General features: G+C 66.5%; 30 protein-coding genes and 1 tRNA gene. 1 reads left to right on the top strand and 30 read right to left on the bottom strand.

Going from position 1 to position 21684, the window contains the following annotated elements; translation table 11 throughout:
* From RMO81_RS02290 to RMO81_RS02175, 24 genes are all read right to left on the bottom strand, one after another.
* Positions 1-624 (bottom strand): hypothetical protein, encoded by a 624-nt coding sequence (locus tag RMO81_RS02290; RefSeq protein WP_310474108.1) that lies wholly within the window; start codon positions 622-624, stop codon positions 1-3.
* A complete protein-coding gene (locus RMO81_RS02285; RefSeq protein WP_310474107.1) occupies positions 624-1241 on the bottom strand; it encodes a hypothetical protein in 618 nt (205 codons plus the stop codon). Before RMO81_RS02285 ends, RMO81_RS02290 begins: the two co-directional genes overlap by 1 nt.
* 2 nt (positions 1242-1243) lie before the next feature.
* Positions 1244-3049, bottom strand: a complete 1806-nt coding sequence (locus RMO81_RS02280) for a hypothetical protein (protein WP_310474106.1) — start codon at positions 3047-3049, stop codon at positions 1244-1246.
* Positions 3046-3177 (bottom strand): hypothetical protein, encoded by a 132-nt coding sequence (locus RMO81_RS02275; RefSeq protein ID WP_310474105.1) that lies wholly within the window; start codon positions 3175-3177, stop codon positions 3046-3048. The genes RMO81_RS02280 and RMO81_RS02275 overlap by 4 nt, the downstream gene beginning before the upstream one ends.
* Positions 3177-3647, bottom strand: coding sequence for a GTA-gp10 family protein (locus tag RMO81_RS02270; protein ID WP_310474104.1), 471 nt, complete (start codon positions 3645-3647; stop codon positions 3177-3179). Before RMO81_RS02270 ends, RMO81_RS02275 begins: the two co-directional genes overlap by 1 nt.
* Positions 3640-3963 carry a hypothetical protein gene (locus RMO81_RS02265; protein WP_310474103.1) on the bottom strand — a complete coding sequence of 108 codons (324 nt, stop codon included), beginning with the start codon at positions 3961-3963 and terminating at the stop codon, positions 3640-3642. Before RMO81_RS02265 ends, RMO81_RS02270 begins: the two co-directional genes overlap by 8 nt.
* Before the next feature lie 15 nt (positions 3964-3978).
* Positions 3979-4398, bottom strand: a complete 420-nt coding sequence (locus RMO81_RS02260; RefSeq protein ID WP_310474102.1) for a hypothetical protein — start codon at positions 4396-4398, stop codon at positions 3979-3981.
* A gap of 16 nt (positions 4399-4414) precedes the next feature.
* Entirely contained in the window at positions 4415-4822 is a 408-nt protein-coding gene (locus tag RMO81_RS02255) for a DUF3168 domain-containing protein (protein WP_310474101.1), read from the bottom strand.
* Positions 4815-5294, bottom strand: coding sequence for a hypothetical protein (locus RMO81_RS02250; protein ID WP_310474100.1), 480 nt, complete (start codon positions 5292-5294; stop codon positions 4815-4817). The genes RMO81_RS02255 and RMO81_RS02250 overlap by 8 nt, the downstream gene beginning before the upstream one ends.
* Positions 5294-5623, bottom strand: a complete 330-nt coding sequence (locus RMO81_RS02245) for a phage head closure protein (RefSeq protein ID WP_310474099.1) — start codon at positions 5621-5623, stop codon at positions 5294-5296. Before RMO81_RS02245 ends, RMO81_RS02250 begins: the two co-directional genes overlap by 1 nt.
* The gene (locus RMO81_RS02240; protein WP_310474098.1) at positions 5620-5886 is read right to left on the bottom strand and encodes a hypothetical protein; all 267 of its coding nucleotides are present in this window, start codon (positions 5884-5886) and stop codon (positions 5620-5622) included. The genes RMO81_RS02245 and RMO81_RS02240 overlap by 4 nt, the downstream gene beginning before the upstream one ends.
* A gap of 10 nt (positions 5887-5896) precedes the next feature.
* Positions 5897-6484 (bottom strand): phage head-tail connector protein, encoded by a 588-nt coding sequence (locus tag RMO81_RS02235; RefSeq protein ID WP_310474097.1) that lies wholly within the window; start codon positions 6482-6484, stop codon positions 5897-5899.
* Positions 6484-7161, bottom strand: coding sequence for a hypothetical protein (locus RMO81_RS02230; RefSeq protein WP_310474096.1), 678 nt, complete (start codon positions 7159-7161; stop codon positions 6484-6486). The genes RMO81_RS02235 and RMO81_RS02230 overlap by 1 nt, the downstream gene beginning before the upstream one ends.
* Complete coding sequence (locus tag RMO81_RS02225) at positions 7161-8003, bottom strand: hypothetical protein (RefSeq protein ID WP_310474095.1); 843 nt, start codon at positions 8001-8003, stop codon at positions 7161-7163. The genes RMO81_RS02230 and RMO81_RS02225 overlap by 1 nt, the downstream gene beginning before the upstream one ends.
* Positions 8000-8365: a hypothetical protein gene (locus RMO81_RS02220; RefSeq protein ID WP_310474094.1), complete on the bottom strand. Its 366-nt coding sequence runs from the start codon at positions 8363-8365 to the stop codon at positions 8000-8002. The genes RMO81_RS02225 and RMO81_RS02220 overlap by 4 nt, the downstream gene beginning before the upstream one ends.
* Before the next feature lie 10 nt (positions 8366-8375).
* On the bottom strand, positions 8376-8747 hold the full coding sequence (locus tag RMO81_RS02215) for a hypothetical protein (RefSeq protein ID WP_310474093.1): 372 nt from the start codon (positions 8745-8747) through the stop codon (positions 8376-8378).
* Positions 8748-8757: 10 nt separating this feature from the next.
* Positions 8758-11142, bottom strand: coding sequence for a hypothetical protein (locus tag RMO81_RS02210; protein ID WP_310474092.1), 2385 nt, complete (start codon positions 11140-11142; stop codon positions 8758-8760).
* Positions 11142-11795, bottom strand: a complete 654-nt coding sequence (locus RMO81_RS02205) for a hypothetical protein (RefSeq protein ID WP_310474091.1) — start codon at positions 11793-11795, stop codon at positions 11142-11144. Before RMO81_RS02205 ends, RMO81_RS02210 begins: the two co-directional genes overlap by 1 nt.
* A gap of 84 nt (positions 11796-11879) precedes the next feature.
* On the bottom strand, positions 11880-12188 hold the full coding sequence (locus RMO81_RS02200) for a hypothetical protein (protein WP_310474090.1): 309 nt from the start codon (positions 12186-12188) through the stop codon (positions 11880-11882).
* 68 nt (positions 12189-12256) lie between these two features.
* Positions 12257-13642, bottom strand: coding sequence for a phage major capsid protein (locus RMO81_RS02195; protein WP_310474089.1), 1386 nt, complete (start codon positions 13640-13642; stop codon positions 12257-12259).
* Positions 13643-13713: 71 nt separating this feature from the next.
* A complete protein-coding gene (locus RMO81_RS02190; protein ID WP_310474088.1) occupies positions 13714-14379 on the bottom strand; it encodes an HK97 family phage prohead protease in 666 nt (221 codons plus the stop codon).
* A gap of 3 nt (positions 14380-14382) precedes the next feature.
* The gene (locus RMO81_RS02185) at positions 14383-15624 is read right to left on the bottom strand and encodes a phage portal protein (protein ID WP_310474087.1); all 1242 of its coding nucleotides are present in this window, start codon (positions 15622-15624) and stop codon (positions 14383-14385) included.
* Positions 15621-17453, bottom strand: coding sequence for a terminase TerL endonuclease subunit (locus RMO81_RS02180; protein WP_310474086.1), 1833 nt, complete (start codon positions 17451-17453; stop codon positions 15621-15623). Before RMO81_RS02180 ends, RMO81_RS02185 begins: the two co-directional genes overlap by 4 nt.
* A gap of 2 nt (positions 17454-17455) precedes the next feature.
* Positions 17456-17851, bottom strand: coding sequence for a phage terminase small subunit P27 family (locus tag RMO81_RS02175; protein ID WP_310474085.1), 396 nt, complete (start codon positions 17849-17851; stop codon positions 17456-17458).
* 97 nt (positions 17852-17948) lie between these two features.
* On the opposite strand from RMO81_RS02175, the gene RMO81_RS02170 reads away from it, so the two are divergent.
* On the top strand, positions 17949-18302 hold the full coding sequence (locus RMO81_RS02170; RefSeq protein ID WP_310474084.1) for a thermonuclease family protein: 354 nt from the start codon (positions 17949-17951) through the stop codon (positions 18300-18302).
* Here RMO81_RS02170 and RMO81_RS02165 read toward each other — a convergent pair whose 3' ends face one another.
* The 6 genes from RMO81_RS02165 to RMO81_RS02140 form a co-directional block, all read right to left on the bottom strand.
* Positions 18303-19136, bottom strand: coding sequence for a hypothetical protein (locus RMO81_RS02165; RefSeq protein ID WP_310474083.1), 834 nt, complete (start codon positions 19134-19136; stop codon positions 18303-18305).
* Positions 19133-19411, bottom strand: coding sequence for a hypothetical protein (locus RMO81_RS02160; protein WP_310474082.1), 279 nt, complete (start codon positions 19409-19411; stop codon positions 19133-19135). Before RMO81_RS02160 ends, RMO81_RS02165 begins: the two co-directional genes overlap by 4 nt.
* A gap of 14 nt (positions 19412-19425) precedes the next feature.
* A complete protein-coding gene (locus RMO81_RS02155) occupies positions 19426-19614 on the bottom strand; it encodes a hypothetical protein (RefSeq protein ID WP_310474081.1) in 189 nt (62 codons plus the stop codon).
* A gap of 138 nt (positions 19615-19752) precedes the next feature.
* Positions 19753-20289 (bottom strand): DUF6456 domain-containing protein, encoded by a 537-nt coding sequence (locus RMO81_RS02150; protein ID WP_310474080.1) that lies wholly within the window; start codon positions 20287-20289, stop codon positions 19753-19755.
* Positions 20290-20507: 218 nt separating this feature from the next.
* Positions 20508-20582, bottom strand: a tRNA-Thr gene (locus RMO81_RS02145).
* 46 nt (positions 20583-20628) lie between these two features.
* Positions 20629-21684: succinylglutamate desuccinylase/aspartoacylase family protein (locus tag RMO81_RS02140; protein WP_310474079.1), on the bottom strand; the 1056-nt coding region annotated here is incomplete at its 5' end.

Genomic DNA, 21684 nt, shown 5'->3' with positions numbered 1-21684 from the left:
TCAAACCAGCCTCACGAATTCGCTGGTGCCAAACGGCCGGCCACCGCCGCCACCGGGCACCACGGCCGGCGCCGTGTTCACGCCTTGGCTGGCGATGCCGGAAAGGTCGCCGGCATCCCACAGCGTCGAATTCAGATAGGTGCGGGCCGGCGCGTTGGCGATCAGCGCCGAAAAATTCTCGGCCTCCATCACCACCAGATACTCGCTGCTGCTCGCCCGGTGGCGCGGCACCGTCATGTACAGCCGGGCCAGCGGCTGGATCTCCAGCACCTGGCCGTTCAGGCTGAAAATCACCTGCCACAGCCGCAGCCGCCGCCCCAGATACAGGGCGGGGTTCTCGATGGCGTTCAGCAGCGCCGGAAAGGCCGCGTCCGTGTGCAACTCGATGCTCAACGTGCCGGTGCCGCCTTGGCTGTGCTCTACCGGGCTGATGCGCAGCACGTCGGCGTTGATCGTGTCGAACGTCAGGCCCCAGCAATCGGCATCGCCGTCCGTCAGGCCCGCCGGCACGGTCAGCGGGCACGGGGCATAGGCGGCGCGGATCGGCAGATCGGCAAAATCGGCAAAGATCAGCAGCCCGATCTGCACCGATGATGCCGAAAGGCTGCCATCGCTGATCGCCATCAGAAATACTCTTCAAATTGCAGCGGCGGGATCTCGTGCAGCTGATACACGGCGTTTTGCCAGGCCAGCCCGTTGGTCAGCCGCATGAAACAGAACGGGAATCGCAGGTGCACGTCGGTGCCATCTGGTGGGCTTTGCCGGATCGGCCGTGTCAGGCCGCACACCCCGCGCCCGGTACCATCGGCGATCAGGGTCGCGCGCAAAATGTGAGTTTCCACTGAGCCAAAGGTGACGGCAAATCCGGGCAGCGCCTGCGCAGATCCAGGAGGCAGGCCCCGAACCGCCAGATCCAGCCCCAACTGGCCGGCGCCATCCACCTGCACCGGGGTGCTGATCTGCCCCGGAAATCCGGTCAGCTGACCGCCGGCCGGATACATCGGCACGACGCAAAACGCATCGGGCAGCATCATCGATGCCACGAACCCGCGCACCGGATACAGCTCGGCCGCGGTGCGGGTCACGATCTCGGCTTCGCACGACCAGATGGCGGCGGCGCCCAGATAAAGCTCGCGGCTGCGCCGGGTGAATTCGCTGCGCTGGATCACGCGCGGGTCAGGCAGTCGCCAGCTATCCTGCCGGATCAACACTTCCGATGGCACCTGCACCAGAATGCCCATCGTTACGCTCCAAAACTGCCGCGCGTGCGCGGCCGGCCGGCGCGGGCCAGCTGTCCGCCCACCTCGTCGCGGGCGGCACTGCGCGTCACGGCGTCCACCGATTGCACGAAAAACGGGCTGGGCTCGGTGCGCACGGTCACGTCAACCGCCTGGCCGCCGCCACCGCCGCCCATCGCCGGGTTCGGCGCGATCCGCCCGCGGCTGGTCGGAATGAATATCTCCGGCTTGTTTTCGCCCACCAGGTACGGCACGCCGGCTTCCACCGGCCCGCCGCTCGATCGCCGGCCGCCAAATAGGCCGCCCAGCAGACCGCCAAAAATGCTCGTCGGCGCCCGGCCAAATAGCCCGCCGATCAGATCGGTGAACCCGCCCACCGCCGCCTGGGCGAGGAAATTGCGCAGCCCCGCCTGCATCGCGCCCCAGAAACTCTGCCCGTTGGCGATGGCCAGGCCCAGCGTCTGGCCCAGCGACTGGCTGAAATCATCGATCAGGGCGACGGCCTCGCGGTCGATCGGCTGGATCGGCGGCAGATCGCCCATCGCCTCCAGCTCGGCATAGATCGCCGCCACATCCGCCCGCGCCGCCGGCAACTGGGAAAGCGTGTTGTCGGGCAGCCGGTTCAGCCAGCCCGATTCCTGATTGGCCAGGGTGAAACTGCCAGGCGCGCTCGCGCCCCGGCTGGCGCGGCCCCGGCCACCGCCGCCCCCACCTCGAGCGGGCGGCGGCGTGTTCCCGTACCAATTGCCGCCCATCGGAAACAGGCGCGACATCGGATCGGTCAGGCCTGGATTGCGCACCTCCTGTTCCCGCATAATGCGGATCAGCCGGTCTTCCTCGCGCTTCGAATTGGCGATGGCCTGCGGACTCACCGGTAGAAAGCCAAACAGCCCGCCTTCCAGGCTCTGCGTCCGTTCCCGCGCCTTCATAAGCGCGGTGATGGTGCCACTTCGGGTGCTGGTGTCCTGCTGCCCGGTGATGTTGTCGAACGCGTTGCCGATCCGGCCCAGAATATCCAGCACGCTGCCGGCCCAAATCGTCAGCCGGTTCTTGCTGCGCTCGGTGAAACTGTCGATGGACTCGTTGGCATCGGCGAGCTTAGCCACCATCTGTTCATCGATCACCAGCCCGGTGTCGCGGAATCCGTTTTCCAGTTCCTTCAGTGCAGTGCCACCATCGCGCAGAGCGGCGGCCAACTGCGGCCCCACCCGCTTGCCCACCAGCTCGGTCACGTCGGCGGCAAATTGCGCTTGGGTGGTGTATCGTCCAGCCGCCCCGGCGATGGCATCCAGCAGGCCATCGGTGGTGGAAATCTCGCCGTTGGCGATGCGCGCCGTCAGGCCCATCCGGTCGAGCACCTCAACGACGCCCTTGCCCGCCGTGCCGCCCTGCACCTCGCCCAGCGTGGTCAGCAGCCGCTGAAACAATTTGTTCTGCTGCTCGGCTGGCACCTCCAGCGCGCGCAGCGCCTCGCGCAGCGTCTGGAATCGTTCCACGCCGATGCCGGCCTGGTCGGCCGCCGTGCCCAGATCATCAGCAAAATTCAGGATGGCCTGGCTGCCGGCGATCACGGATCCCACGGAAAACGCTGCGAACGCCCCGGCCGCCGCGCCCTTCAGCAGGTTCAGCCCGGCTGCTGCCGCGTTACTGGCCGGCCCCATCTTCTCCACGGCCGCCACGCCCTTCAGCGCCGATTTCTGGGTCTGCTCCGCCCACTGATCGGTGAAGGCAGCCGCCTCCACCAGCTTCCGGCGCATCAGCTCAGTGCTGGCATCGAACTGCAGCAGCAGCCCCTTGGCGCTCGTCGTCATGATGCGCCTCCGGTTTCAGGCGGCTGATGCGCCTCTTCCCATGCGTCGAACGCTGCCCAGAATTCGTGCGGCGTCGATCGCCGCCACGCCTGCGGGCTCCAGCCAAACAGCGCCAGGGCGATTCCCATCAGGCGGCGGCGCGGGTCTTCTTCTTCGCGCCGGCTTCCACCAGCGCCTTGGCCCACGCCGCGGTGGCTTTTCCCCGGCGGTCATATCCCCCGCCCACCGCGCCGGCCAGGATCACGGCCAGACGGCTGTTCACGATCACCACGCCGGCTTCGATGATGAAATCCTTCACGCCATCGGGCTTGAACTGGCGGGCGGCGATCTGGTTCGGATCACCATCAGGCCCGGCCTCGCGGCCCCAGGCTTTCAGGAATTCGACCACGATCGCCGCCTGGTCTTTCAGGGTCAGACGGCCCAGCTGCGCCCCCTCGGCCAGCTCGATCAGCGCCCGGTCAGTGGCCGCCTCGATCTCCTCGATGGCCTCCCGACTGGGGCGCAGCAGATAGGTGACGCCCTCCATCTCGAATTCCATCTCGCCGTGGCTGTTCAGCCGGGCGGCAGGGCCAAGAGCGTGGGGGGGCAGATCACTCATCAGGCTGGGCTTCCAGTTCATCAAACAGGGTCGGCGCCGGCTGAGCCTCGCCGGTCTCGATCACGGCGCGCATTTGCGCCGCCCAAACCGCCGCCGGGATCGGCCCGCTGGCCATCGCACTGGCCAGCCCCGCCAGCGTCTCGTCAGCCTTCAGCGGCGGCACACCCAGCATCATCAGCGCCAGCCGCGCCAGCACATCCCAGGGCGGGATGCGCGGTGCCAGCAGCTCGGCCAGCGAACAGCCGGTGGCTTCCAGAATCACGGCGCTCTGGTCCGCGCTCAGCGGCTTCAACGCCGCCAGCCAGTCATTGTTCATCGTCGCTCTCCCGGATCAGGTGGTCAGCAGCAGGTCAACGGTCGGCGCCGCCGCCGGCACCAGCGTGGACTGCACGCCCACACCGTCGCGGAACGGATAATCAGTGTTGAACCCGGTGATGCGCATCACGCAGTCAAACACCACCACATCGGCGGCGTTTCGGATCTGCGCGCGCACGCTCGCCCGGGTGTTAGCCAGCGTCTTGAACCGGGTGGCCCCGTTGGAGTCCGGCAGTTCCGGCATGAAGGCAAAAGTCACGCCGTGCGTCACCCCGGCCGCGCCGCTCAGTTCAACCGGGCTGTCCTTCGTCGATTGGCTGTAGGTCCCCATCGCAAAACTGTGGCTCAACTCGCGCTGGCCCTTGATCTTGTTGAACGTGCCGGGCGTGGCACTTTCGATGAACACAAAATAATCATCACCATTGAAAAACGGCATCTCTCGGGTCTCCCTCTTACAAGATCAGCAGGCGCCACGATTGGCGGGTTACGTGCGTCAGGCCCTGCTCGCCTGAGGATTCGGTGCGGTTGAACGTGCAACGCAGCTGGCTGCTGGCGGCACCGTCGATCACCGGCCGGGCAAATTCCAGCCGCTGATAAATCGCGGCCGACAGCACCTCGGCATCGGCGCGGCTGCGCCCGTCCACCACGGCCGCCACGTCGATCAGCACTTCGCGCGGGCCGCCATCTTTCGTCTGGCACTCGCCCAGCTCGATCTCGTCCAGGATCACCACCGGCGGCGGCACCTCGTCGGGCGGCACGCCGTCCCACACCGGCACGGCCGCGCCCAACAGCTGCGGCCCGCCGCCCGAATTCAGCAGCGCCAGAATGGCCCGCCGCACCGCCGGAACCGGATCAGTCATCAAAGCCGCCCCCTGAAAAACGCGCCAGCACCCGCGGCCACAGATCCCGCAGCGCCACCCCGATGCTGTTCAGGGCAAACGCCCGCACCCGGCCGAACACGATGTCGAACCGCGCTTCGTTGATCGCCCGCACCCGGATCGTATATCGGCTGATGGCACCCGAAGGCGCCCGCCGCGTCGCCCGCACCGTCTGTGCCCGCCGGCCGCGATCGAGGATGTTCAGATAAAATCCCTGCCGCCGCGCCCTGGCCGAAAGCAGGCCAAGCTGAAACCGCAGCGTCTTCCGGCTCACCTTCGTCGAAAGCAGCGCTCGGCCTTCCCCGCCGCGCCGCGGCGTGTTGGCCCTGGCGTAACCCAGAATTCCCGGCGCGCGGCTGTCAAATACGTCGGCCAGTTCGGCCCGCGCCTCTTCCGGCAACGCCCGAAAAATCCGCCGTACCCGCGCCCGGCCTTTCCAGCGGGCCTTCGCCATTACGTTGGCTGCCCGGCTTCACACGCCATCTGCAGGCGCTCTCGCCGCTGATCCGGATCCACCGCGCTGTTGATCTTCAGCGCCAGGCCGTTCCACACCAGCCGGTGCCGCGTATCGATGCCGGCACGCCAGCGGATCGTGACGCGATAGGCCTGCGCCGTCCGCACCACCAGATCCTCCAGCGCGTCGTTGCCGGCCAGCGGCAGCACCTCGGCCGCCACCGATGCCACCCGCCGCCACGCCGTCCGCCGCCCGGCCGCGCCGTCTGGCGTGTGGGCCGGTGCCTCGATCACCACGCGGTTGCGCAGGCGTCCCGCCGCCAGGCTCACGACTTCACGGCCGTCATAAACCACAGCACGGCGTCATCCGCCCAGGTCATCACCCACGCGCCCAGCCCAAACAGGGCCGGCCCCACCAGCGAACCGACCGTGCGCCACCGCTCGATCTGCTTGCCCTGCACGCCCTGGTTGATTTCGATCGTGTCGATCTTCTCTTCCATTCGCTCCAGCACTTCGGCGATGCGCACCAGTTCGGCGCTCACTTCAATTTCACCTTGCGGCACAGGGCGCACGCGCCGGGCAGCTGCAGCCATGGTCGCCTCCCTATCCGATCAGCCGCCAGCGCAGCGGGCGCAGCAGCGCCTTGCCCGTTTCCGGGATCTCGCTCGAAATATTCCCGATGTTCACCACCTCGCGCACGTTGAACCAGTGCGCGGCGGTCTGGCAGATCGCCACCGTAACCGATGCCGGCAGCAGATCGATGGCCCAGCCGGCGGTGATATCGATGGTGATCACCGGATCATCGCCCAGCGTCGGCCAATCCGCACCCGTCGCCGGTCGCAGTGCCTTCAGCCCGCCCGGTGCCGGGCGGATCAGATAATCGGTCCACGCGGCTGGCAGGCCATCGGCCCCGGTATACGTCACGGAATCCACGCTGATCACCGGCGCATCCAGCCAGATCGGCCCGCCCTGGTCGCGCGTGCCGGCCCAGTCCTCGATCTGCGCGCGCATCGGCGTGGGCAGGATCGGCCGGCCCAGATAGGACTCCGCGTGCTGCCGCGCCGCTACCAGATATCCCATCAGCAGGGCATCGCTGGCGCTGTCATCGATGTTGGCCTGCGCGCGCAGCTCGCCCAGCGTCACCGGCTCTTCAGCCGGCTGGGCGGTGGCCGTGAATGAAACCCGCTGCATCAGCTGCGCCCCCTGTCTGTCATCGTCCGCCCGCGTGGTGCGGCCCCGCCGATGCCGCCGCGTTCGGCTGCATCGCCCGCCCGCCCGCGTTCGCCGCCCGCGCCCAGCCCGCCGCGCGCCGGCGCAAACACCGCCCGCGCCCGCAGTGCCGATGGCTGCACCTGCACGCCGCCCTGGGTCAAAATCGTCACATCGCTGCCGGTGATCACCAGCCGCCCGGCAGCAGGTGCCAGCACCGCCGCCGCCTGCAGGGCCACCGTGCCGCCTGCCAGCGCCAGCGTGCCTGGCAGGGGGGCCAGCGCTGCCGCCGCCACCAGTGCCGCCTGCGCGCCCGCCAGCGCCAGCATGCCAGCCGCCGGGGCCAGCACCGCCGCCGCCGTCAACACCACCGCGCCGCCCGCCAGCGCCAGCGTGCCCACAGCCGGGGCCAACACCGCCGCCGCCGTCAACACCACCGCGCCGCCAGCCAGCGCCAGCGTGCCCGGCTGCGCCGCCACCGCCGCCGCCGCCAGCACCGTGGCCACTCCGCCCGCCAGCGCCAGCGTGCCGCTATCGGGGGACAGCGTTACCGGTTCACCCGGTGGCAGCCCCCACAGATCGGCCCGCAGCAGCTGCCCGGCCGCGCCGGGATCAAACAGCAGATCGGCCGTGTAATCCGGCCGGGTGAAAATTCGCATCAGCCGTGCATGATCTTGCCGCCGCCGCGCAGTGTGCCGGTGGCGGCCGCCGATGTCAGCAGCAGCAGCATCAGGCAGCTGTTGTTCGGTACCTCAGGCAGGTTCAGCGCCGCGAAATCCGAAACCTGGGTAAAGTTCGCCAGCGCCAGCGGCACCGCCGTGCGGGGCCGCGTCGCCGTAAATCCGAAATTGCCGGCCACCGTGGTGCTGGCCGAAAGGGTGACCGAATTGATCGCCCGGATGAATTTGCCCTGATCGCCTGCCGGAATCAGCGGCGTTAGCGGGAACATCCGGCCGGCGCGGATCGTGCCGCCCACCGCGATCACGTTCAGGTTTCCCGTGGAACTATCGTTATAGGTGACGTTGATGGTCGCGTTCGATGCCGTCGCCCCGCCATCGGCGTACACTTCCAGCCACCACTGGATGTCGCTGAAATTCGCATCGCCGCGCCGGGCGGCTTCCAGGTTCAGGCCGCCGCCGCCCAGATCGAGGCCGGTGATGGCCTGCGGTGTGATGACGTTCAGCACCAGGCCGCCCACGTGTGCCAACCGGTCGTGGATCTCCAGCGTCATTGCCGAGTTGCTGGACGTGGCAAACAGCCAGCCGATGTAACTGGTGGCCGGTGCGGTCTGCTGGTTGAAGGCCACCGCCCCGGCGGTGAGATGGGTGGGCACGCCCGGTACGGTGCCGGGGATTGCGCCCTGCGCCGGCTGGCCGGTCGCGCGCCACAGAGATGTGAACCCGCCCGCCGCCTGGTTGGCGATGGAAGCCTTGTCGATCACGATCCGGCTTGGCCCGTTGGCCAGCGCGTTGATCAGCTGATCGCTGGTGCTGATCGTCATACCAGATCAGCCGCGTCGATGGTGAAGCCGCTGCTGCCCAGGGCGTCACCGTTGTTGGCCGTCTTCGCCGCGGCGGGGGTGACATAACGCAGGGTTGAACCGGTGCACAGCGCGACGTGATCCACGTTGCCGCTGGCGTTGGCGGTGGTGTTCTTCGCCGCCACCGTCAGCCGGCGAGCGCCGGCCACCGTGGACTTTACGAAATCGCCGGCGGTCATTGCGATCGCGGCCGCGTGGCGCGCGCGGGTGATGGCGTCGGCGCGGCTCGTTGGCTGGCCGTTGCAGATATAAAGCTCGGTCACGGTGGCTGCGATCAGATCCAGCCCCGCCTCCTGCACCGCCGAATCAACAAATTTGGCCATGCTGGTCTCCTCAGGCGCCGGTCGGCACGCGGCCGATCCGGAAAGTAATGGTGGCTTCGTGCACCCGGCCGGCGCTGGTGGTGATGGTGTTTACCAGTTCGTACACGCGGCGGTTCACCCCGCCTTCGACCAGGCAGCTGGTGACCAGCCCGACCGTGATCGGGCTGCCGTCCATCACGGCCAGCCCGCCGGCGTGCGTTGGCAGCACGGCCCACACCGAAGCCGCGATGCTCTCGCCATCTTCCAGCGGCCAGCTGATCGGCCAATCCAGCTTGGATCCCGGCGACTTCAGCACAAAGATCGGGCCATCCCCCGCCACCATCGGCGGCGCCACGGCAGCGCCAGTGCTGGCAAAGAACGCCATGAAGTGGGTGGTGATCATCCGCCGCCCCTCAAGCCACTGTGATGAAGTCTTGATTGTTGATCGTTGGGCTTGGCCCCCAATAGGGCTGCACTTCCACCCAGACTTCGGTGGTGCCGAAATCGTTGAACTGCGCCCCGGTGTAGCGGCTGCGCACCATGCTGGAACGGTTCGGCATATCCAAGATCACCGCATCGGTGCCAGTGCCGCCGCTGCCGTTGTGCAGATCATAGCCGGCCGCTGTGCGGGCGAAGGGCCGTGAGCCGCGACCGGCGCAGATGTAGATCGGGCCGGTGAGGCTGGCGAAGTTGAAGGCCACCGTGTTGCCGGTAACCACCGCGTTGGTGGGGAACCGTGCATTGGCCGGGTTGAAATCCAGGCTGTCGGGCACAGTGAGAAAATCCAGCCCGCCGCGCCAATCGCCGATGCTGCCCGCGCCAAATTCCAGCGTGCCACCGTTCGGATCAAAGGTGCAGGTGATGGTGTTGCCAGCCCGCACGGCGCTTGTGAGGCGCGGACCGTTCAAATCGCTGGGATTGGCAACCGGGTCCCACTTGTTGGCCAGGAAGCGTGCCCAGCGGCTGCGCTGGATGCCATACCCACTGTTCGGATGGTTCAGCGGTGCGCCGTTGTTCGTCGGGGTGAGGTGATAAACATCGGTCGAATTGTTGGCGGTGCGGGCGCGGTAGCAGGTTTCCAGATACGGGCCGGTGAAAAAGCGCGGATAATTGGCCGGCATCGTCACGGCCATCAGCCGCTTGATCTGCTGCGCTTCGGTGTCCGGCATGCCCGTGACCATCGCCAGTGGGCACAGGTAGCGCGGAACCGGGCCGCAGATTTCTTCGATAGCGGCGTGTTCGATCGCCACTTGCGCCGGGTAATCCGCCAGCATCGCGGCGAAGCTGGCATAAAGTGTTAGGTAAGTGTTGCCTTCGAACTGGCCGCCAACGTCCATGATATAGCCTGGCCGGCAATACATGTTGGCCAGGCCTACCAGCAGCGCGGCGCGGAACGATGTGCTGGCGTTGCGCTGGGATTGGAACGTGCCGCCCCATCCCGACATGCCGATGCCCACCCGCATGCCGGTGAGCGCCTGCAGCTTGCCCGCCATCTGCTTGTTTGGGCTGGCATTGGTGGCAGACGTGGTGCGCAGCCGGCGAACGCGGGGCAGGCCATTGGTGGACAGATCGCCGGTAGATACCTGATCGCTGCAATCATACAGCCAATCGTCAACCGGCGTGGTGGCCGGCGCTCCGGCATCGAGGGTGCCGGCGGCGGAATTGCCCTGCATCGCCAGCGACTGCCCACTGGGCACCACGCAAACGCTGCGCCGCACCACAGGCGAACGGCTGCGGCAGATGCTGCCCGGCGTCACGTCGAGGCAATCGATGACGAAGAAAAAGCCATCCGTGAGCGCCATGCTGGCGGCATCGGTTTGGGCCTTGGTGAGCGTGGCCGTGGTGAAGCGGCCGATCTGTTCGGCGGTATCGTCGCCCAGCTGCAGGACGCCCAGGGTGACGCCGGTTTGCAGGCCAATCACCGGCTGATTATCGTGCCCGGCAATTGGCAGCTTGGTCGCTTCGTTGATGATGCTGTAGCGCAGATCGGATGCAGCCGGCATACCGCCGCGCACCCGGAAGGTGAGCACCCCATCGCAGTTGCCGGCGGCATCGGAGTGCAGGTTCTTGCCGGGCGCTATCAGTTCGATGAACCGATCAGAATTGGGATCGCAGACGGTAAATTCATCGATCACCGCAACCGCCGGCCCGCGTAGGCCGTGCTGATCGGTGAGCGTGTGACCCGTGATGGCAGAAGTGTTGATGATGCGCTGGCCGTTCAGGAAGCAGGTAACGGTGGGCGAACCGCCATTCTGGCCAACATAGCGTTCGGTATAGCTGTCGCCGGGGGAAACCATGACGTTGCCGGTGGAGCCAAAGGAAGTGCTGCCGTTGGCCTGGTTCCACGCCCGCACGCTTATGGCGGTGATGAGGCCAGTGTTGTTGTCAGCTCCGAAATGAATCCAGCTGGCCGTGGCGGCGCCCAGGTTGACCGTGATGTGCGAGGCCAGAACATAGGTGTTAGCCGCGCCGCCGCCAGCGCCCAGCGTCATCGGCGTGCGCCGCACCCATATTTCATCAGCATCGCGGGTGACAAAGCCAAAGCCCTGCTGCGGATTGGTATTCGCGCCGCCGGAAAGATTGCCGCTGCCCACGGTGAACGGATCTGCGCCAGCGACATAGCGGGAAACGGTGTAGGGCGCGCCGCCGCCTTCCATCAGGCGGCCGGTCAGGCCAGTGCTGGCGGTGGTAAAAAGATCGGTCCAGGGGCCTTGCACTAACAGCGGCGCAGCAGCGGACGGGCGCAGACGCGCACGCAGGCCAATCCCGCCAACGCCAAAGCCGCCGACGAAGCTCATCAGGCCACCGGCACGATCGAAAGGCTGCCGTCGGTAGCACCATCGCGGATGAAGCTGATGAACTGACCGCTGGTAATCTGCCGATGCCACTTCTCGCCAGCTTCCAGCGGGATTGATCCCGGCCCAACACTGGCATCCACCGTGCTGGTGCCTACCCGCACGAAACCGCGAACGCTTGCGTGCAACAGCACCTCGGTGGCAGCAACAGCGGTGGATCGCACTGGCCCTGCGCCGGCCGTGGTCAGCCGCTGACCGGCGGCGTCGTCATAATTTCGCGTGGTCTGGCCCAGCCGGTCAACCACCGCGTTTATCGTTTCCAGCGCCGCCAGTGTGGCTGCGCCCAGCTCGACCGTGCCGCTGATCGCGGCATTGATGCTTTCCAGCGCTGCGAGCGTCGGCCCATCCAGCGCCACAGTGCCAGCGACAGTGGCGTTCACCGATTCCAGCGCCGCCAGCGTGGCCGCATCGAGGCCGATCACCTGCCCAGCCGGCACAGTGATCAGCACTGGCAGGCGCGCACCGTTGGCGTCCGCCACCACGATGGCGGCGTTGTCAGCACCGAACGCCAGCTTGGCATAAGGAAAATGGACGCCGCCCACCTCATCGGTGGCAAACGCAACGCCGGCAGCCGGCGCGGTGACGTTATCGGGCATCCGCCCCTCCTCTTTTAATCCGTTTCAGCAAAAGGCCGGCGCGAGGATCCCCCGGCCGGCCCTTCAACTCGATGCGCGCAGCCCTCAGGCGGCGTTGGCCTTGGCCGCGAGATGCTTCTCGATCAGCTCGACGATCTCGGCCTTCTTGGCCGCCTCGCCCAGCTCGATCCCCTCAGCCGCCGCCATCTCCTTCAGCTGCGGCACCGTCAGGCTGGCGATCACCACCGTCTCCGTGCCCTCCGGCAGCTGCTCGGTGATGTCGTCGGCGCAGCCCTGGCGCACGAGGAAGGTGGCAGTCTCGAGATCGAGGTCTTCGCCCACCGTATGGATTTCGCCTTCGTCAACGTGGCTGCCGTTCACCAGCGTGCCACGCAAATACTGAATGATCTTCATGGAAAATCCTCCCGCTGGAGTTCAGCCGGGCGGGGGCGGCGCGCAAACGCCGTCCCCGCCGTTCAGACTCAGTTGGCGTCGACGCAGGCGGCGAAGCTGGCCACCCGACGCACGGCCACATCGACATCCTGCAGCGCAATGGTGCGCAGGGTGCCGGCGGTGCCGCCGGTGTACGGATCGATCAAGATGTCGAGACCGCCCCACATCCCGATCAGCAGGTCGGCAAAGTTGCCGAACAGCAGAGCGGAAAGGTTGGTGCCCGAGCCCTTGGTGAGGTTGCGCGGCACCTGGTTCGAGGCGATGGCGCGATAGCCGTTCACCTCGTTGTTGCGCCAGATCGGCACAGCGGTGGTGTTGCCCAGCTCGGCCGTCTTCTTCATGCGGCCGCGCAGCGCCGCGTTGGTGATGTAGGCGCTGGTCGGCACGTCGGCGTTGGCGTTGCCCACCGTCGTTTCCAGATCCACCACGGCATCCCACGTCAGCGGGCCGCCGTTGGTCCCGATCGCCACCGAACCGATGCCCGCAGTCTGCAGAACGCCGCGCGGCTGGTTGGAAGCGCCAGAACCGTTGAGCGCGCCCAGATCGATGCCCAGCGCAATCTGCTTGGCGATGTCCATCCGGACGAACGCTTCGACATCGATCGAGCTCTGCAGCAGCAGGCGCCGCGACACATCGACAAACGAACCGATGGTCTTGGGCGTCAGCGCCACCTGGTCGAAAGCCTGCTGGCTTTCGGTCGGCGCACCGTTTTCCGCCACCCAGAAGGTGGTGGCGGCGCCGGTCTGACGCGGGATCGCCACGGCGCCCACCAGGCCGGTGAGCATCGTGGCGCCGGCTTCCAGCACCGACATGCGGTTGCGCAGGATTTCGATGAACGACATGCCCAGCACGCTGGTCTGGACGGTGTTGCCACCATCCACAGCCGTGCCCACGGTCAGGTCGCGCTTTTCACCAGCGGCGGCCATCGCGATCTGGCTGGAACGGTTTTCGCCAAACACATTTGAACGCAACACTTCGGCCGGGATGGTTTCGCCGCGAATCTCACCACCATCGCGGCCGTTGATCTTGCGGGCTTCGGCCGAGCATTCGAGTTCGAATGCAGCGGCGCGCTGGGCCTGCTTGTCCTGCGGGTTGGCCAGGGCGTGCATCAGCCGGACCACGCTGTAGGAACGCACGTCCTTCAGCGAAAGGCCGAGTTCCTGACCCAGCTTTTCCTGACCAGCCACCTTCAGCGGTGCAGCACCGCCGCCGGCATTGCGCTGTTCCAGCCCGGCCAGTTCTTCGGCGCGGCTGGCCTGATCGTCGAAGCCGCGAGCTTCGGCAATCTTGGCGGTGTAGCTGGCCTTTTCCGTGTCATTGAGATCACGGTTTTCGTTGGCGGCTGCCTGATTGATGGCGCGCGCCTCGGCAAGCGCGGCCTTCGCAGCCGCGCGCAGTTCTGCGACAGTCTTCATCGCTTTCTCCTCTTGGGTTGCGGGCGGCTCCGTTGATCCCGGCAGCCCAGGCCGGGCGGGATCTGCAAGGCTCAGCGGCCCAGCGAAATTTCCATCAGCTCGAGCTCGCGAGCGCGGCTGGAGGTGGCGACAGTGGCGGCGGTGCGCTGCTCGGCAGCAAGGAACGCAGCCAAACCGGATGCGCTGGCATCCCCGGCCGCGCGCAGCTGCACATCCGTCGCCAGATAGGCCGGAAAGGTGCACGGCGAGACATCGAGCAAGCGCGAAAAGCGGGTGATAGTGCGGCACACTTGGCCGTCTTCCATGCGCACCCACTTGTCGCCATCAGGGGCCACGAAGAATCCGAAGCTGCTGCCGGCCACCCGCTTGTCAGCGATGAAGCGGGCAACCTGTTCCGACAGATCATCCTTGGCCAGATCGAATTCATAGCGCAGGCCGATATCGTCCACCGAAAGCCGCAGCGTGCCGGCGGAGCTGCGCGCCAGCGGCTGGTTTGCATCGTGGTTGAACAGCGCCACCACGTCCTGCTCCAGCACGCCGTCAAAAGCGCCTGCCGCGATCAACTCATAAAAACCGCCGAGATCCTGACTGCGCACGTTGAACCGCGCTGCATAGCCCGCAACGGTATCGGCCGCCGATATGTCAATCTCGGTTTCAGCTGCCGCCATGGCCTCAGCCAGCGGCCTGCCGGCGAAACGAAGCTCGATGCCAGCAGTAATGGCAGACACGGTGCGCATGGATTACTCCTCGGTGTTGTCGGCTGCACCAGGCACGGCCCTGGCTTCCTTGGTTTTGGGCGCGGCGGCGTTGGCGTTGCCTGGCACGAACAACTGATCGCCCTCTGGCCCGATGGCCGGCAGGCCAACCTTCCGACGCGCCTCGTTGATGGTCATCACGCTCCACTGGCGAGCGTGGGACAGTGCCTGCATCCGGCTCAGCAGGTCGCCCTGCAGCAGCTCGTCAGTCGGGATCCGCAGTGCCAGCCGGCCGCGATCGACGTCGGCAAACAGCTTGTTGGTGGCCTCGGTGCAGATCTGATCCAGGTGCGGCTCGATGCAGTCGATCACAAAGCTGATATTGCCCTGCTCGACATTGTTGTATTTCATCCCGTCGATCTCGCCGAGCTTGTGCAGCGGCATATCAAAGATCCGGGCAACGTCGGCGATGCCGAACCGCTTGGTCGCGATGAACTCGGCATCGCCCAGCGGCATCGTCCACGGCTCGAAGCTCATCCCCTCCTCGAGCACGCCCACGCTGCCGGCGTTGCTGCCGCCCTGCCACATCTCCTTGATGTCCGCCCTCAGCCGGTCGGCCGCTGGGGGCTCGAGCGCGTTCGGGTGCTTCACAAAACCGGATAGCCGGACGCCCTGCTCATAGAAGTTGGTCGTGAATTCCTGCATCGCATCGCTGGCACTTACCGTCTTGCGGTGCAGCGAGATCAGCGACAGGCCCTGCAGCCCGTTCCAGCTGGGGCCCATCAAATGGAAAATGTCGTCGTCGGCCAGCTCGCGCCCGCCCACCCGGTAGATCTTCTGGCCGGCCTTCGTGTCGGGGATACAGTCCTGGCTCAGCAGTGGCCACAGGCCCACCGCCGCGCCCGTCCGCACGTCGCGCTGGATCTCGGCATAGAAGTTGCCCCACAGCAGCTTGCGGTTGCTGGTGAGCTTCCAGAAATTGTGGCCGTTCTGCCAGCCGTTGGGCTTGTTCTTCAGCATCCTGCCCATCGGCAGGGTCAGCAGCTGCTTCGGCCGCTCCGGATCGGTTTCGTCAACGATGATCTTCGGCAGAGTGGCGATGGTCTTGTCGATCTTGTCGACGCACAGAAACACCGCCGGCAGGCCCATCGCCTGCATCGGGTTGGCCAGCGAAAGGCCAGGCATAGCCGTGAAATTGCTGGCACGGCGGAACGACTGCGCCGCGTCGAGAAAGCCGCGCCGTTCACCAGCTGGCGCGCGGCGGATCTCGAAGCCCAGGATCTTCATAGACGGATGATCCCTCGCTCGCTGTAGACCGATTTCTTCCGCGCCACCTGAAACCCAGCCGCCCCGACGCCCATCGCCTTCGTGATGATTCCGTCGATGCGGCCGCGGCTGGTCTTCTTGTCGAACGCCCGGTTGCTCTGTCCGTCGCTGATCATCTTGGCGTTGGCGGCGCAGGCGGTGTTGATCGGGTTGGCGTCGATGGTGATCGTGCCGTCGCGCAGCCGGTCTTCGAACGCGGTCACGCTGCCCGGCATTGAAAGCTGGTGATCGATGAACCGCACCTGCGTGCCCTGGCTGTGCGTCACCATCATCAGGCCCTTGCCTGCCGGCTTGTCCTTGCCCTGGTACCGCCACACCTGCAGATCCACGCGGCCGGCGGCTTCGATGAATTCGTTGATCTTGGCCGGATCGAACGTCAGGAATTCCACCAGCTGCGTTTCGGCCAGGTGCTGCACCTGCAGCGCCACAAAATCCTTGCTGATCATCGGGCCCGGCACGATCGTGATGAACCCATCAGCGGCCCAGGCTTCATAGGCCATGCCGTCGATCTTCGCCCGTTCCGCCACCCCGTCGCCGCGCGTCCAATACCAGGTCTTCTGCACCAGCCGCACCGCTTCGGGATCTTCATCCATCGGCGCCGGCACAGCCCACGTCGCTGTCAGCGCCACCAGATCGTGCCGATCGGCCAGATCGAGGCTCAGCCAGCAGCGATAGTTGACCATCTGGCCTTCATCGACCGGCGCCAGCGCCCGATCCCACAGCCGGGGATCATCCAGCCAGAAATCCGCCCCGCCGCCGGGGATCCCGAAATACAGCCGCTTCAGGCTGGCGGCCTTGGCCGGGGAAACCCGTGCCTTCTCCACTTCCTGCCGGATGTTGTCGATCGGATAGGTGACGCCCAGCGCCGGCATCGCCTTGATCCAGCAGGCCTCATTATCGAACACCGTCTCGCGGTCGGCCACGTCGACCCGGGCGACATAGGCGAACAGCGTATCCAGCTGTTCTTCCCCGCGCAGCATCCGGTGCGCCCGTTCGGCCAGCATCGTGCCCACCGCCTGGTCGAACGCCGGGCAGTTGGTCAGCTGCAACAGGAGCCCGCCCACCGCGTTCTTGGTCAGCGCCTTCGCCCACATCTCGATCAGATTGTAATCGGTCAGCTCGTGCACTTCGTCGACACCCACCGCCGCCGGCTTGAAACCGCTGGTCTTCTTGGCGCTGCCGGGGCTGGTCTTCATCACCGATCGGCTGGCGATGTGTTCTATGGTGTGGATATTGTCGCCCACGCCGCGCACCAGAAACTTGCCCTGGCTTTCCAGCGTCACCCCGTCCTCTTCGCCGGGGATCGTGGATTGTACGATGGTGCCGGCGTCGCGCAGCGTGATCAGGCTCTGTTCGTCCTTCGGCCCGGTGATCACCACCTCGGCCCGCTTCCGGCCAAAACCGCCCAGCATCAGCAGGCTGGTGCTGGCGAGCCACGGCGTCTTGCCCTGGCCCTTGGCCATGTCGATCCACGCTTCATCAAACCGCCAGCGCCAATCGCCTTCGCGGGTCTGCCGCCACCAGCCGAACAGGCTGCCGCTGGTAAAGGCCATCCAGTCCAACAGCGTGAACGGATCGCCGGCCTTCGGGCCATCGGTGATGGTGAAATTGCTCGGATAGGAATCGATGATCCGCTGCGCCTCTGCCGGCCGCCACTGCAGCCCGCGCAGATGCCCGTCGCTCAGATCCCGCAGGTGGCGCTCGGCCGCCATCCGGGCGTATTCCCCGCAGACAATCCGGCCATCGGCCATCCGTTCGGCGATAGCGGTGCTGCGATCAGCCTGGGCCACCTTCAGAACTCGATGGCGTCACTGCCGCCCGGCTTCTTCTTGCCGCCCCGGCTGGGCACCTTGCCCTTGGCCGCCGCCGCGCGCTTGCCCGGCGTCAGGCCCAGATCGCCTTCAAGCTGGCGGATGATGGCCAGCTGCTTGTTGGCGATGCTCAGCGCCGGGTGCTGCATCTTTACCTTGGTCTTGGGTGCCTCGATGATTGAGCCTTCGCGTTGCACCAGGGCGGTCGTTTCCTCGTAGGTGATCATCGCCAGCACCAGCCGGATCACCATATGGCGGTTGGCCTCGGTCAACGTCTGCTGCGCTTGCAGCTCGGCCACGATGGTGGCCCAGTATTTGCTGGCGGTTCCCACCTCGGCGGCGGTCAGGCCGGTCTCGGCCCAGTCCGGTTCCTGCATGCCCTCTGGAGGGCAGGGACAATCGCTCATCTCGCCCTCCCTTCGGTCCAGAATGAACACTGCTTCATTTGCACGGTGGCGGCTGGCGTGGCCTGCTGTGGCCGTGATCCCCGCCGATCTGCCGCCCGCCATCATCTGCGAGGCCCCGCGCGCCATCGATGGCGATACGCTGGCCTGCGCCAATCTGCCCAGGAACGTGCGGCTGGCCGGCATCGATGCGCCGGAACTGCACCGCTGCCGGCGTGGCCGCGTTTGCACGCCCGGCGATGGCCGCCGCGCCGCCGCCGCCCTGGCCGCGCTGCTGCGTGCCGGGCCGGTGCGCCTGCAGCTGATGGGCGAAGGTGGGTTCGGCCGACATTTGGCCGTGGCCTGGGTGGGCCGAGTAAACGTGAACTGCGCGATGGTGGCGCGGGGGCAGGCGGTTAGACGGTATCGGCGGATCAGCTGCTGATCAGCGGCGATTCCACGGGTGCGCCGGATCCAGCGGGCGACCGTCGCTGCCGCTGCCCAGCGGGCTGGCGTCGCGATCGGTGCGGGCGCCGTGCGCCTGGTGGCAGGTGTTGCACATCGATTCCCTGTTGGCCGGGTCGCCCCACAGCTTCCAGTTGATTGAATTGTCCGGCTGCCGAAACGGCACCTTGTGGTTGAAATCCGTCGCCGGCACCCGCCCGCGGCCTTCAGCCTCGCAGCGTTCGCACCAGGGCTGCTTCGCCAGCTGCTCGGCGCGCATCTTGCCGTGGCGGCTGTCATAGCCCCGGTCGCTGGCGGCGGGCCGCTTTCCGGGCGGCGCTCCGGTCAGGTGGCGTTCCCGTGTGTCGCGCACCGGTGGGATGCACCAGCCGTTGGGATCGGTAAAATCATGATACCAGGCGTGGACGTAGCGGACGTTGACGCCCGCCGCCTCGGCTTCCGCCAGCGCGGCTTCCTTGCCGGGATCGACCACCGTCACCCGGGCGTTCAGTTTGCCCGCCAGAAAATCCCGCTGCCACTGCTTCGGGCTCAGCGAGATCAGCCACACCTCGTGGCCGGGATCGGCCCTGGCCAGATCGGCCAGCCGGCGGTTGCGTTCGTCCAGCGCCAGCGCTGCCCAGTCACCCGGCCGGCCGTTCGACAGGCGGGCGATGATCTCGGCCAGATCGATGATCTCCGCATCCGGGCGGCAGTGCGCGAGAGCGTATTCCCGCAGGCCCGGCCCCGGCGGCCCGGCCACCACGTGCACCCGGCAGGCCGGCATCGGCAGCCAGGTGGGATAGGCGGCGGCGCGGTTGGTGCTCGGCCCGCTCACAGATCGGGCCAATCGGCATGGCTGCCCAGGGCGGCATCGCGCTCGATCTCGGCAGCAAAGCGCGCGGCCTCGGCCAGATCGGGCTCGACGGTAAGGGTATCGGGCGGCGTATCGCTGGGGGCCGGCTCCGCAGAATGGGCTGGCGCGGCTGGCGGCACGGTGGCGATGGCCACCCGATTGGGGTCGGCTTCGCTGCCTTCCAGGCGGAGCACGTGGGCCTCGCCGTAAAGATCGATCAGCGTCGCGCGAAGTTCTTCAGGTTGCACCCTCGGCATCGGGCACCTCCCGGTTACAGTCCATCGGCCCTGAGCGCGGCAGCGATCCGCCGGCATTCCCGCGATGCTTCATCACGGCGTTCGGCCAGGGCGTGGGGATAGGCGTGCATCAGTGCGATGCGGTTGATCTTGTCGGCCAGCTCGTCAACGCGCTGGGCATAGGAGCGGCGCTGGCTTGCAGATGGGGGCGGGGCTGCTGCCATGAGCGCCTCCCTGCTCGGGGGCCGAAAATGAAAAACCCCGGCGGAGGGGCCAGGGCTTCTCGTGGCGGATTTCCACCACTGGCGAATTCCCTAATCGAAACTCCGGAGATTTTCAAGCCCGGTTATCGATTAGGACGTTCACAGCCGGTAGTGCGTGACCAGCCGGGTAAGGCACAGCTTCACCACGAAGGCCCAGCGATCGCGAGTGAAAGCGCCCAGCCGGTCGTGGGCGTTCGGCACGTCGCCAAAGCTGGCATCGTGCAGGATCAGGGAATCGAAACCCCACACCAGGCCGGGATCGATCTGGCCCCGCGCATCGCGGTAACGGTCCCAGGCGTCCATCTGCGCTTCGTTCTGGCCGCCCGGCGCGCGATAGTGGCCGGCCTGGCCGCCGGCCGTGACGGGTTCATAGCAGCTGGTGACGCGCGGGTTGAAGCCGGCGCGCTCGTAATCGCAGCGATAGCGATCGCCGGCCGTGAGCTGAGCATCATCTATCAGCGCGCGATTGAACCAGCGCTCCAAATTTCGGGTATTCAAATTGCGGCGAAGATTGATCGGATGGCCGGTATAGGGATCGCGCACCTGCAGATGATCCCAGCTGCCGTGGCGCAGCTGCTCGGGCGTCGGCTCCACCCGGTCCACCGCCACCCGCCGCTCGCGTGTCGCCTTGCCCATTCACCACCTCGCCGCCGCCATGCCCTGATTAAACATAATGCATCATCTGCGCAACATCTCCCAGCGCACAGGGCAGGGTGGCGATGCAGGGCGAATCGGCACCAGATCGGGAACACTCCCGGCACGGATTGTGCCCCCTTTCGTGCCCCCACTGCCCGCGCCTCGCGCGCCTTTCGCGCCAGCCCTTCGCCTGCAACGCGCGGAAGTTATTGAATTTATGGTGCCGGATGAGGGGATTGAACCCCCGACCTTCGGTTTACAAAACCGCTGCTCTACCGCTGAGCTAATCCGGCCCCGTGCTTGTGGGCAGGCTGCCGATAGCGTTTTGGGCGGCCTTACTCAACAACCATTGGCACAGGCCGGATCGGGCGACCACCAGACGATGCGGGCAATTGTATCGCCGGCGGCGACACGGGGATCGGTGGTGATCATGTTGATGCGGCCTTCTGCCGGGGCCGTTACCGTTTCGACAACGCCGCCAAACGCATCACGCAATTCGGCGATGGGCTGATCCTTCTTCACCGGACTGCCCAGCGGCAGCAGCAAGCGCATCCAACCCGGTTTGCTGGCGCGAACGGCAACGATATCGTTGGCCACGGTCAGGTTGGCGGGCGGCGGCGTCAGCTTGCCGGGCAGCATCTTCATCTCGCGCATCAGGTTGAGCAAGCCAGCCTCGCCGCGCGCGATCATCTGATCGTCGAACATCTCGGGCCGGCCCAGTTCCAGCGTGATCGCCGGCACACCATCATCGGTAAGGGTGTTTTCGACCGTGCCCTTGTCGCCCTTGTCCATCTTGATGATGTCGGGCGCGACCAGTTCGGCCATGCGGCGGGTGCGCGGCGTGGAGGCAAAGGCATACAACATATAAGCGGTGCCGCGCGACTGGGTGTGCAGGTCCACCGCCGAATCGGCGTTGGGGCGGATCAGGCGGCTCCACAGCCGGCCGGCAAAATCGGCGATGGCGCTGCCGCCTTCCTTGCCAGGCAGCTCGCGGTTGAGATTGGGGGCGCTGCGCGACCAGTCCGGCGTCCATTGCCGGGCAGATTGCATCAGGCCAGGCGGGTTGAGACCGGGCACCAGCGTCACCGTGCCGGCCAGTTTTGCCGGATCAATGGTCGCGGCCAGCCGGTGCAGCACGGCGATACCATTCAGTTCGTCGCCGTGAATACCGGCCGTCAGCATCAGGCGCGGGCCGGGCTGGGCGCCTTTCACCACCACCACTGGCACCAGCCAGGGCTGGCCAACCGGGCTTGATCCAGCGCGAAACCACAGACGCTGCACACTGCCAGCGGCAATGTCATTCACGTCCAGCCGATCGATGATGGTGACGCCATCAAGGCTGCCAGCAGCTTGCGTGGCGGCAACTGCCGGCTGCGCCGCAAGCAGCGTGGTGGC

The organism is Sandarakinorhabdus sp. (genome assembly GCF_031422795.1).
In the GTDB taxonomy this organism is placed as follows: Bacteria; Pseudomonadota; Alphaproteobacteria; order Sphingomonadales; family Sphingomonadaceae; genus Sandarakinorhabdus.
Note: the sequence above shows the minus strand (reverse complement) of the source record. Positions and strands in the feature narration are given on the sequence as shown.

Coding starts and splice junctions, on each gene's coding strand:
- RMO81_RS02290 (WP_310474108.1), bottom strand. CDS start 624: ATGGCGATCAGCGATGGCAGCCTTTCGGCATCATCGGTGCAGATCGGG.
- RMO81_RS02285 (WP_310474107.1), bottom strand. CDS start 1,241: ATGGGCATTCTGGTGCAGGTGCCATCGGAAGTGTTGATCCGGCAGGAT.
- RMO81_RS02280 (WP_310474106.1), bottom strand. CDS start 3,049: ATGACGACGAGCGCCAAGGGGCTGCTGCTGCAGTTCGATGCCAGCACT.
- RMO81_RS02275 (WP_310474105.1), bottom strand. CDS start 3,177: ATGGGAATCGCCCTGGCGCTGTTTGGCTGGAGCCCGCAGGCGTGGCGG.
- RMO81_RS02270 (WP_310474104.1), bottom strand. CDS start 3,647: ATGAGTGATCTGCCCCCCCACGCTCTTGGCCCTGCCGCCCGGCTGAAC.
- RMO81_RS02265 (WP_310474103.1), bottom strand. CDS start 3,963: ATGAACAATGACTGGCTGGCGGCGTTGAAGCCGCTGAGCGCGGACCAG.
- RMO81_RS02260 (WP_310474102.1), bottom strand. CDS start 4,398: ATGCCGTTTTTCAATGGTGATGATTATTTTGTGTTCATCGAAAGTGCC.
- RMO81_RS02255 (WP_310474101.1), bottom strand. CDS start 4,822: ATGACTGATCCGGTTCCGGCGGTGCGGCGGGCCATTCTGGCGCTGCTG.
- RMO81_RS02250 (WP_310474100.1), bottom strand. CDS start 5,294: ATGGCGAAGGCCCGCTGGAAAGGCCGGGCGCGGGTACGGCGGATTTTT.
- RMO81_RS02240 (WP_310474098.1), bottom strand. CDS start 5,886: ATGGCTGCAGCTGCCCGGCGCGTGCGCCCTGTGCCGCAAGGTGAAATT.
- RMO81_RS02235 (WP_310474097.1), bottom strand. CDS start 6,484: ATGCAGCGGGTTTCATTCACGGCCACCGCCCAGCCGGCTGAAGAGCCG.
- RMO81_RS02230 (WP_310474096.1), bottom strand. CDS start 7,161: ATGCGAATTTTCACCCGGCCGGATTACACGGCCGATCTGCTGTTTGAT.
- RMO81_RS02225 (WP_310474095.1), bottom strand. CDS start 8,003: ATGACGATCAGCACCAGCGATCAGCTGATCAACGCGCTGGCCAACGGG.
- RMO81_RS02220 (WP_310474094.1), bottom strand. CDS start 8,365: ATGGCCAAATTTGTTGATTCGGCGGTGCAGGAGGCGGGGCTGGATCTG.
- RMO81_RS02215 (WP_310474093.1), bottom strand. CDS start 8,747: ATGATCACCACCCACTTCATGGCGTTCTTTGCCAGCACTGGCGCTGCC.
- RMO81_RS02210 (WP_310474092.1), bottom strand. CDS start 11,142: ATGAGCTTCGTCGGCGGCTTTGGCGTTGGCGGGATTGGCCTGCGTGCG.
- RMO81_RS02205 (WP_310474091.1), bottom strand. CDS start 11,795: ATGCCCGATAACGTCACCGCGCCGGCTGCCGGCGTTGCGTTTGCCACC.
- RMO81_RS02200 (WP_310474090.1), bottom strand. CDS start 12,188: ATGAAGATCATTCAGTATTTGCGTGGCACGCTGGTGAACGGCAGCCAC.
- RMO81_RS02195 (WP_310474089.1), bottom strand. CDS start 13,642: ATGAAGACTGTCGCAGAACTGCGCGCGGCTGCGAAGGCCGCGCTTGCC.
- RMO81_RS02190 (WP_310474088.1), bottom strand. CDS start 14,379: ATGCGCACCGTGTCTGCCATTACTGCTGGCATCGAGCTTCGTTTCGCC.
- RMO81_RS02185 (WP_310474087.1), bottom strand. CDS start 15,624: ATGAAGATCCTGGGCTTCGAGATCCGCCGCGCGCCAGCTGGTGAACGG.
- RMO81_RS02175 (WP_310474085.1), bottom strand. CDS start 17,851: ATGCAGGAACCGGACTGGGCCGAGACCGGCCTGACCGCCGCCGAGGTG.
- RMO81_RS02160 (WP_310474082.1), bottom strand. CDS start 19,411: ATGCCGAGGGTGCAACCTGAAGAACTTCGCGCGACGCTGATCGATCTT.
- RMO81_RS02155 (WP_310474081.1), bottom strand. CDS start 19,614: ATGGCAGCAGCCCCGCCCCCATCTGCAAGCCAGCGCCGCTCCTATGCC.
- RMO81_RS02150 (WP_310474080.1), bottom strand. CDS start 20,289: ATGGGCAAGGCGACACGCGAGCGGCGGGTGGCGGTGGACCGGGTGGAG.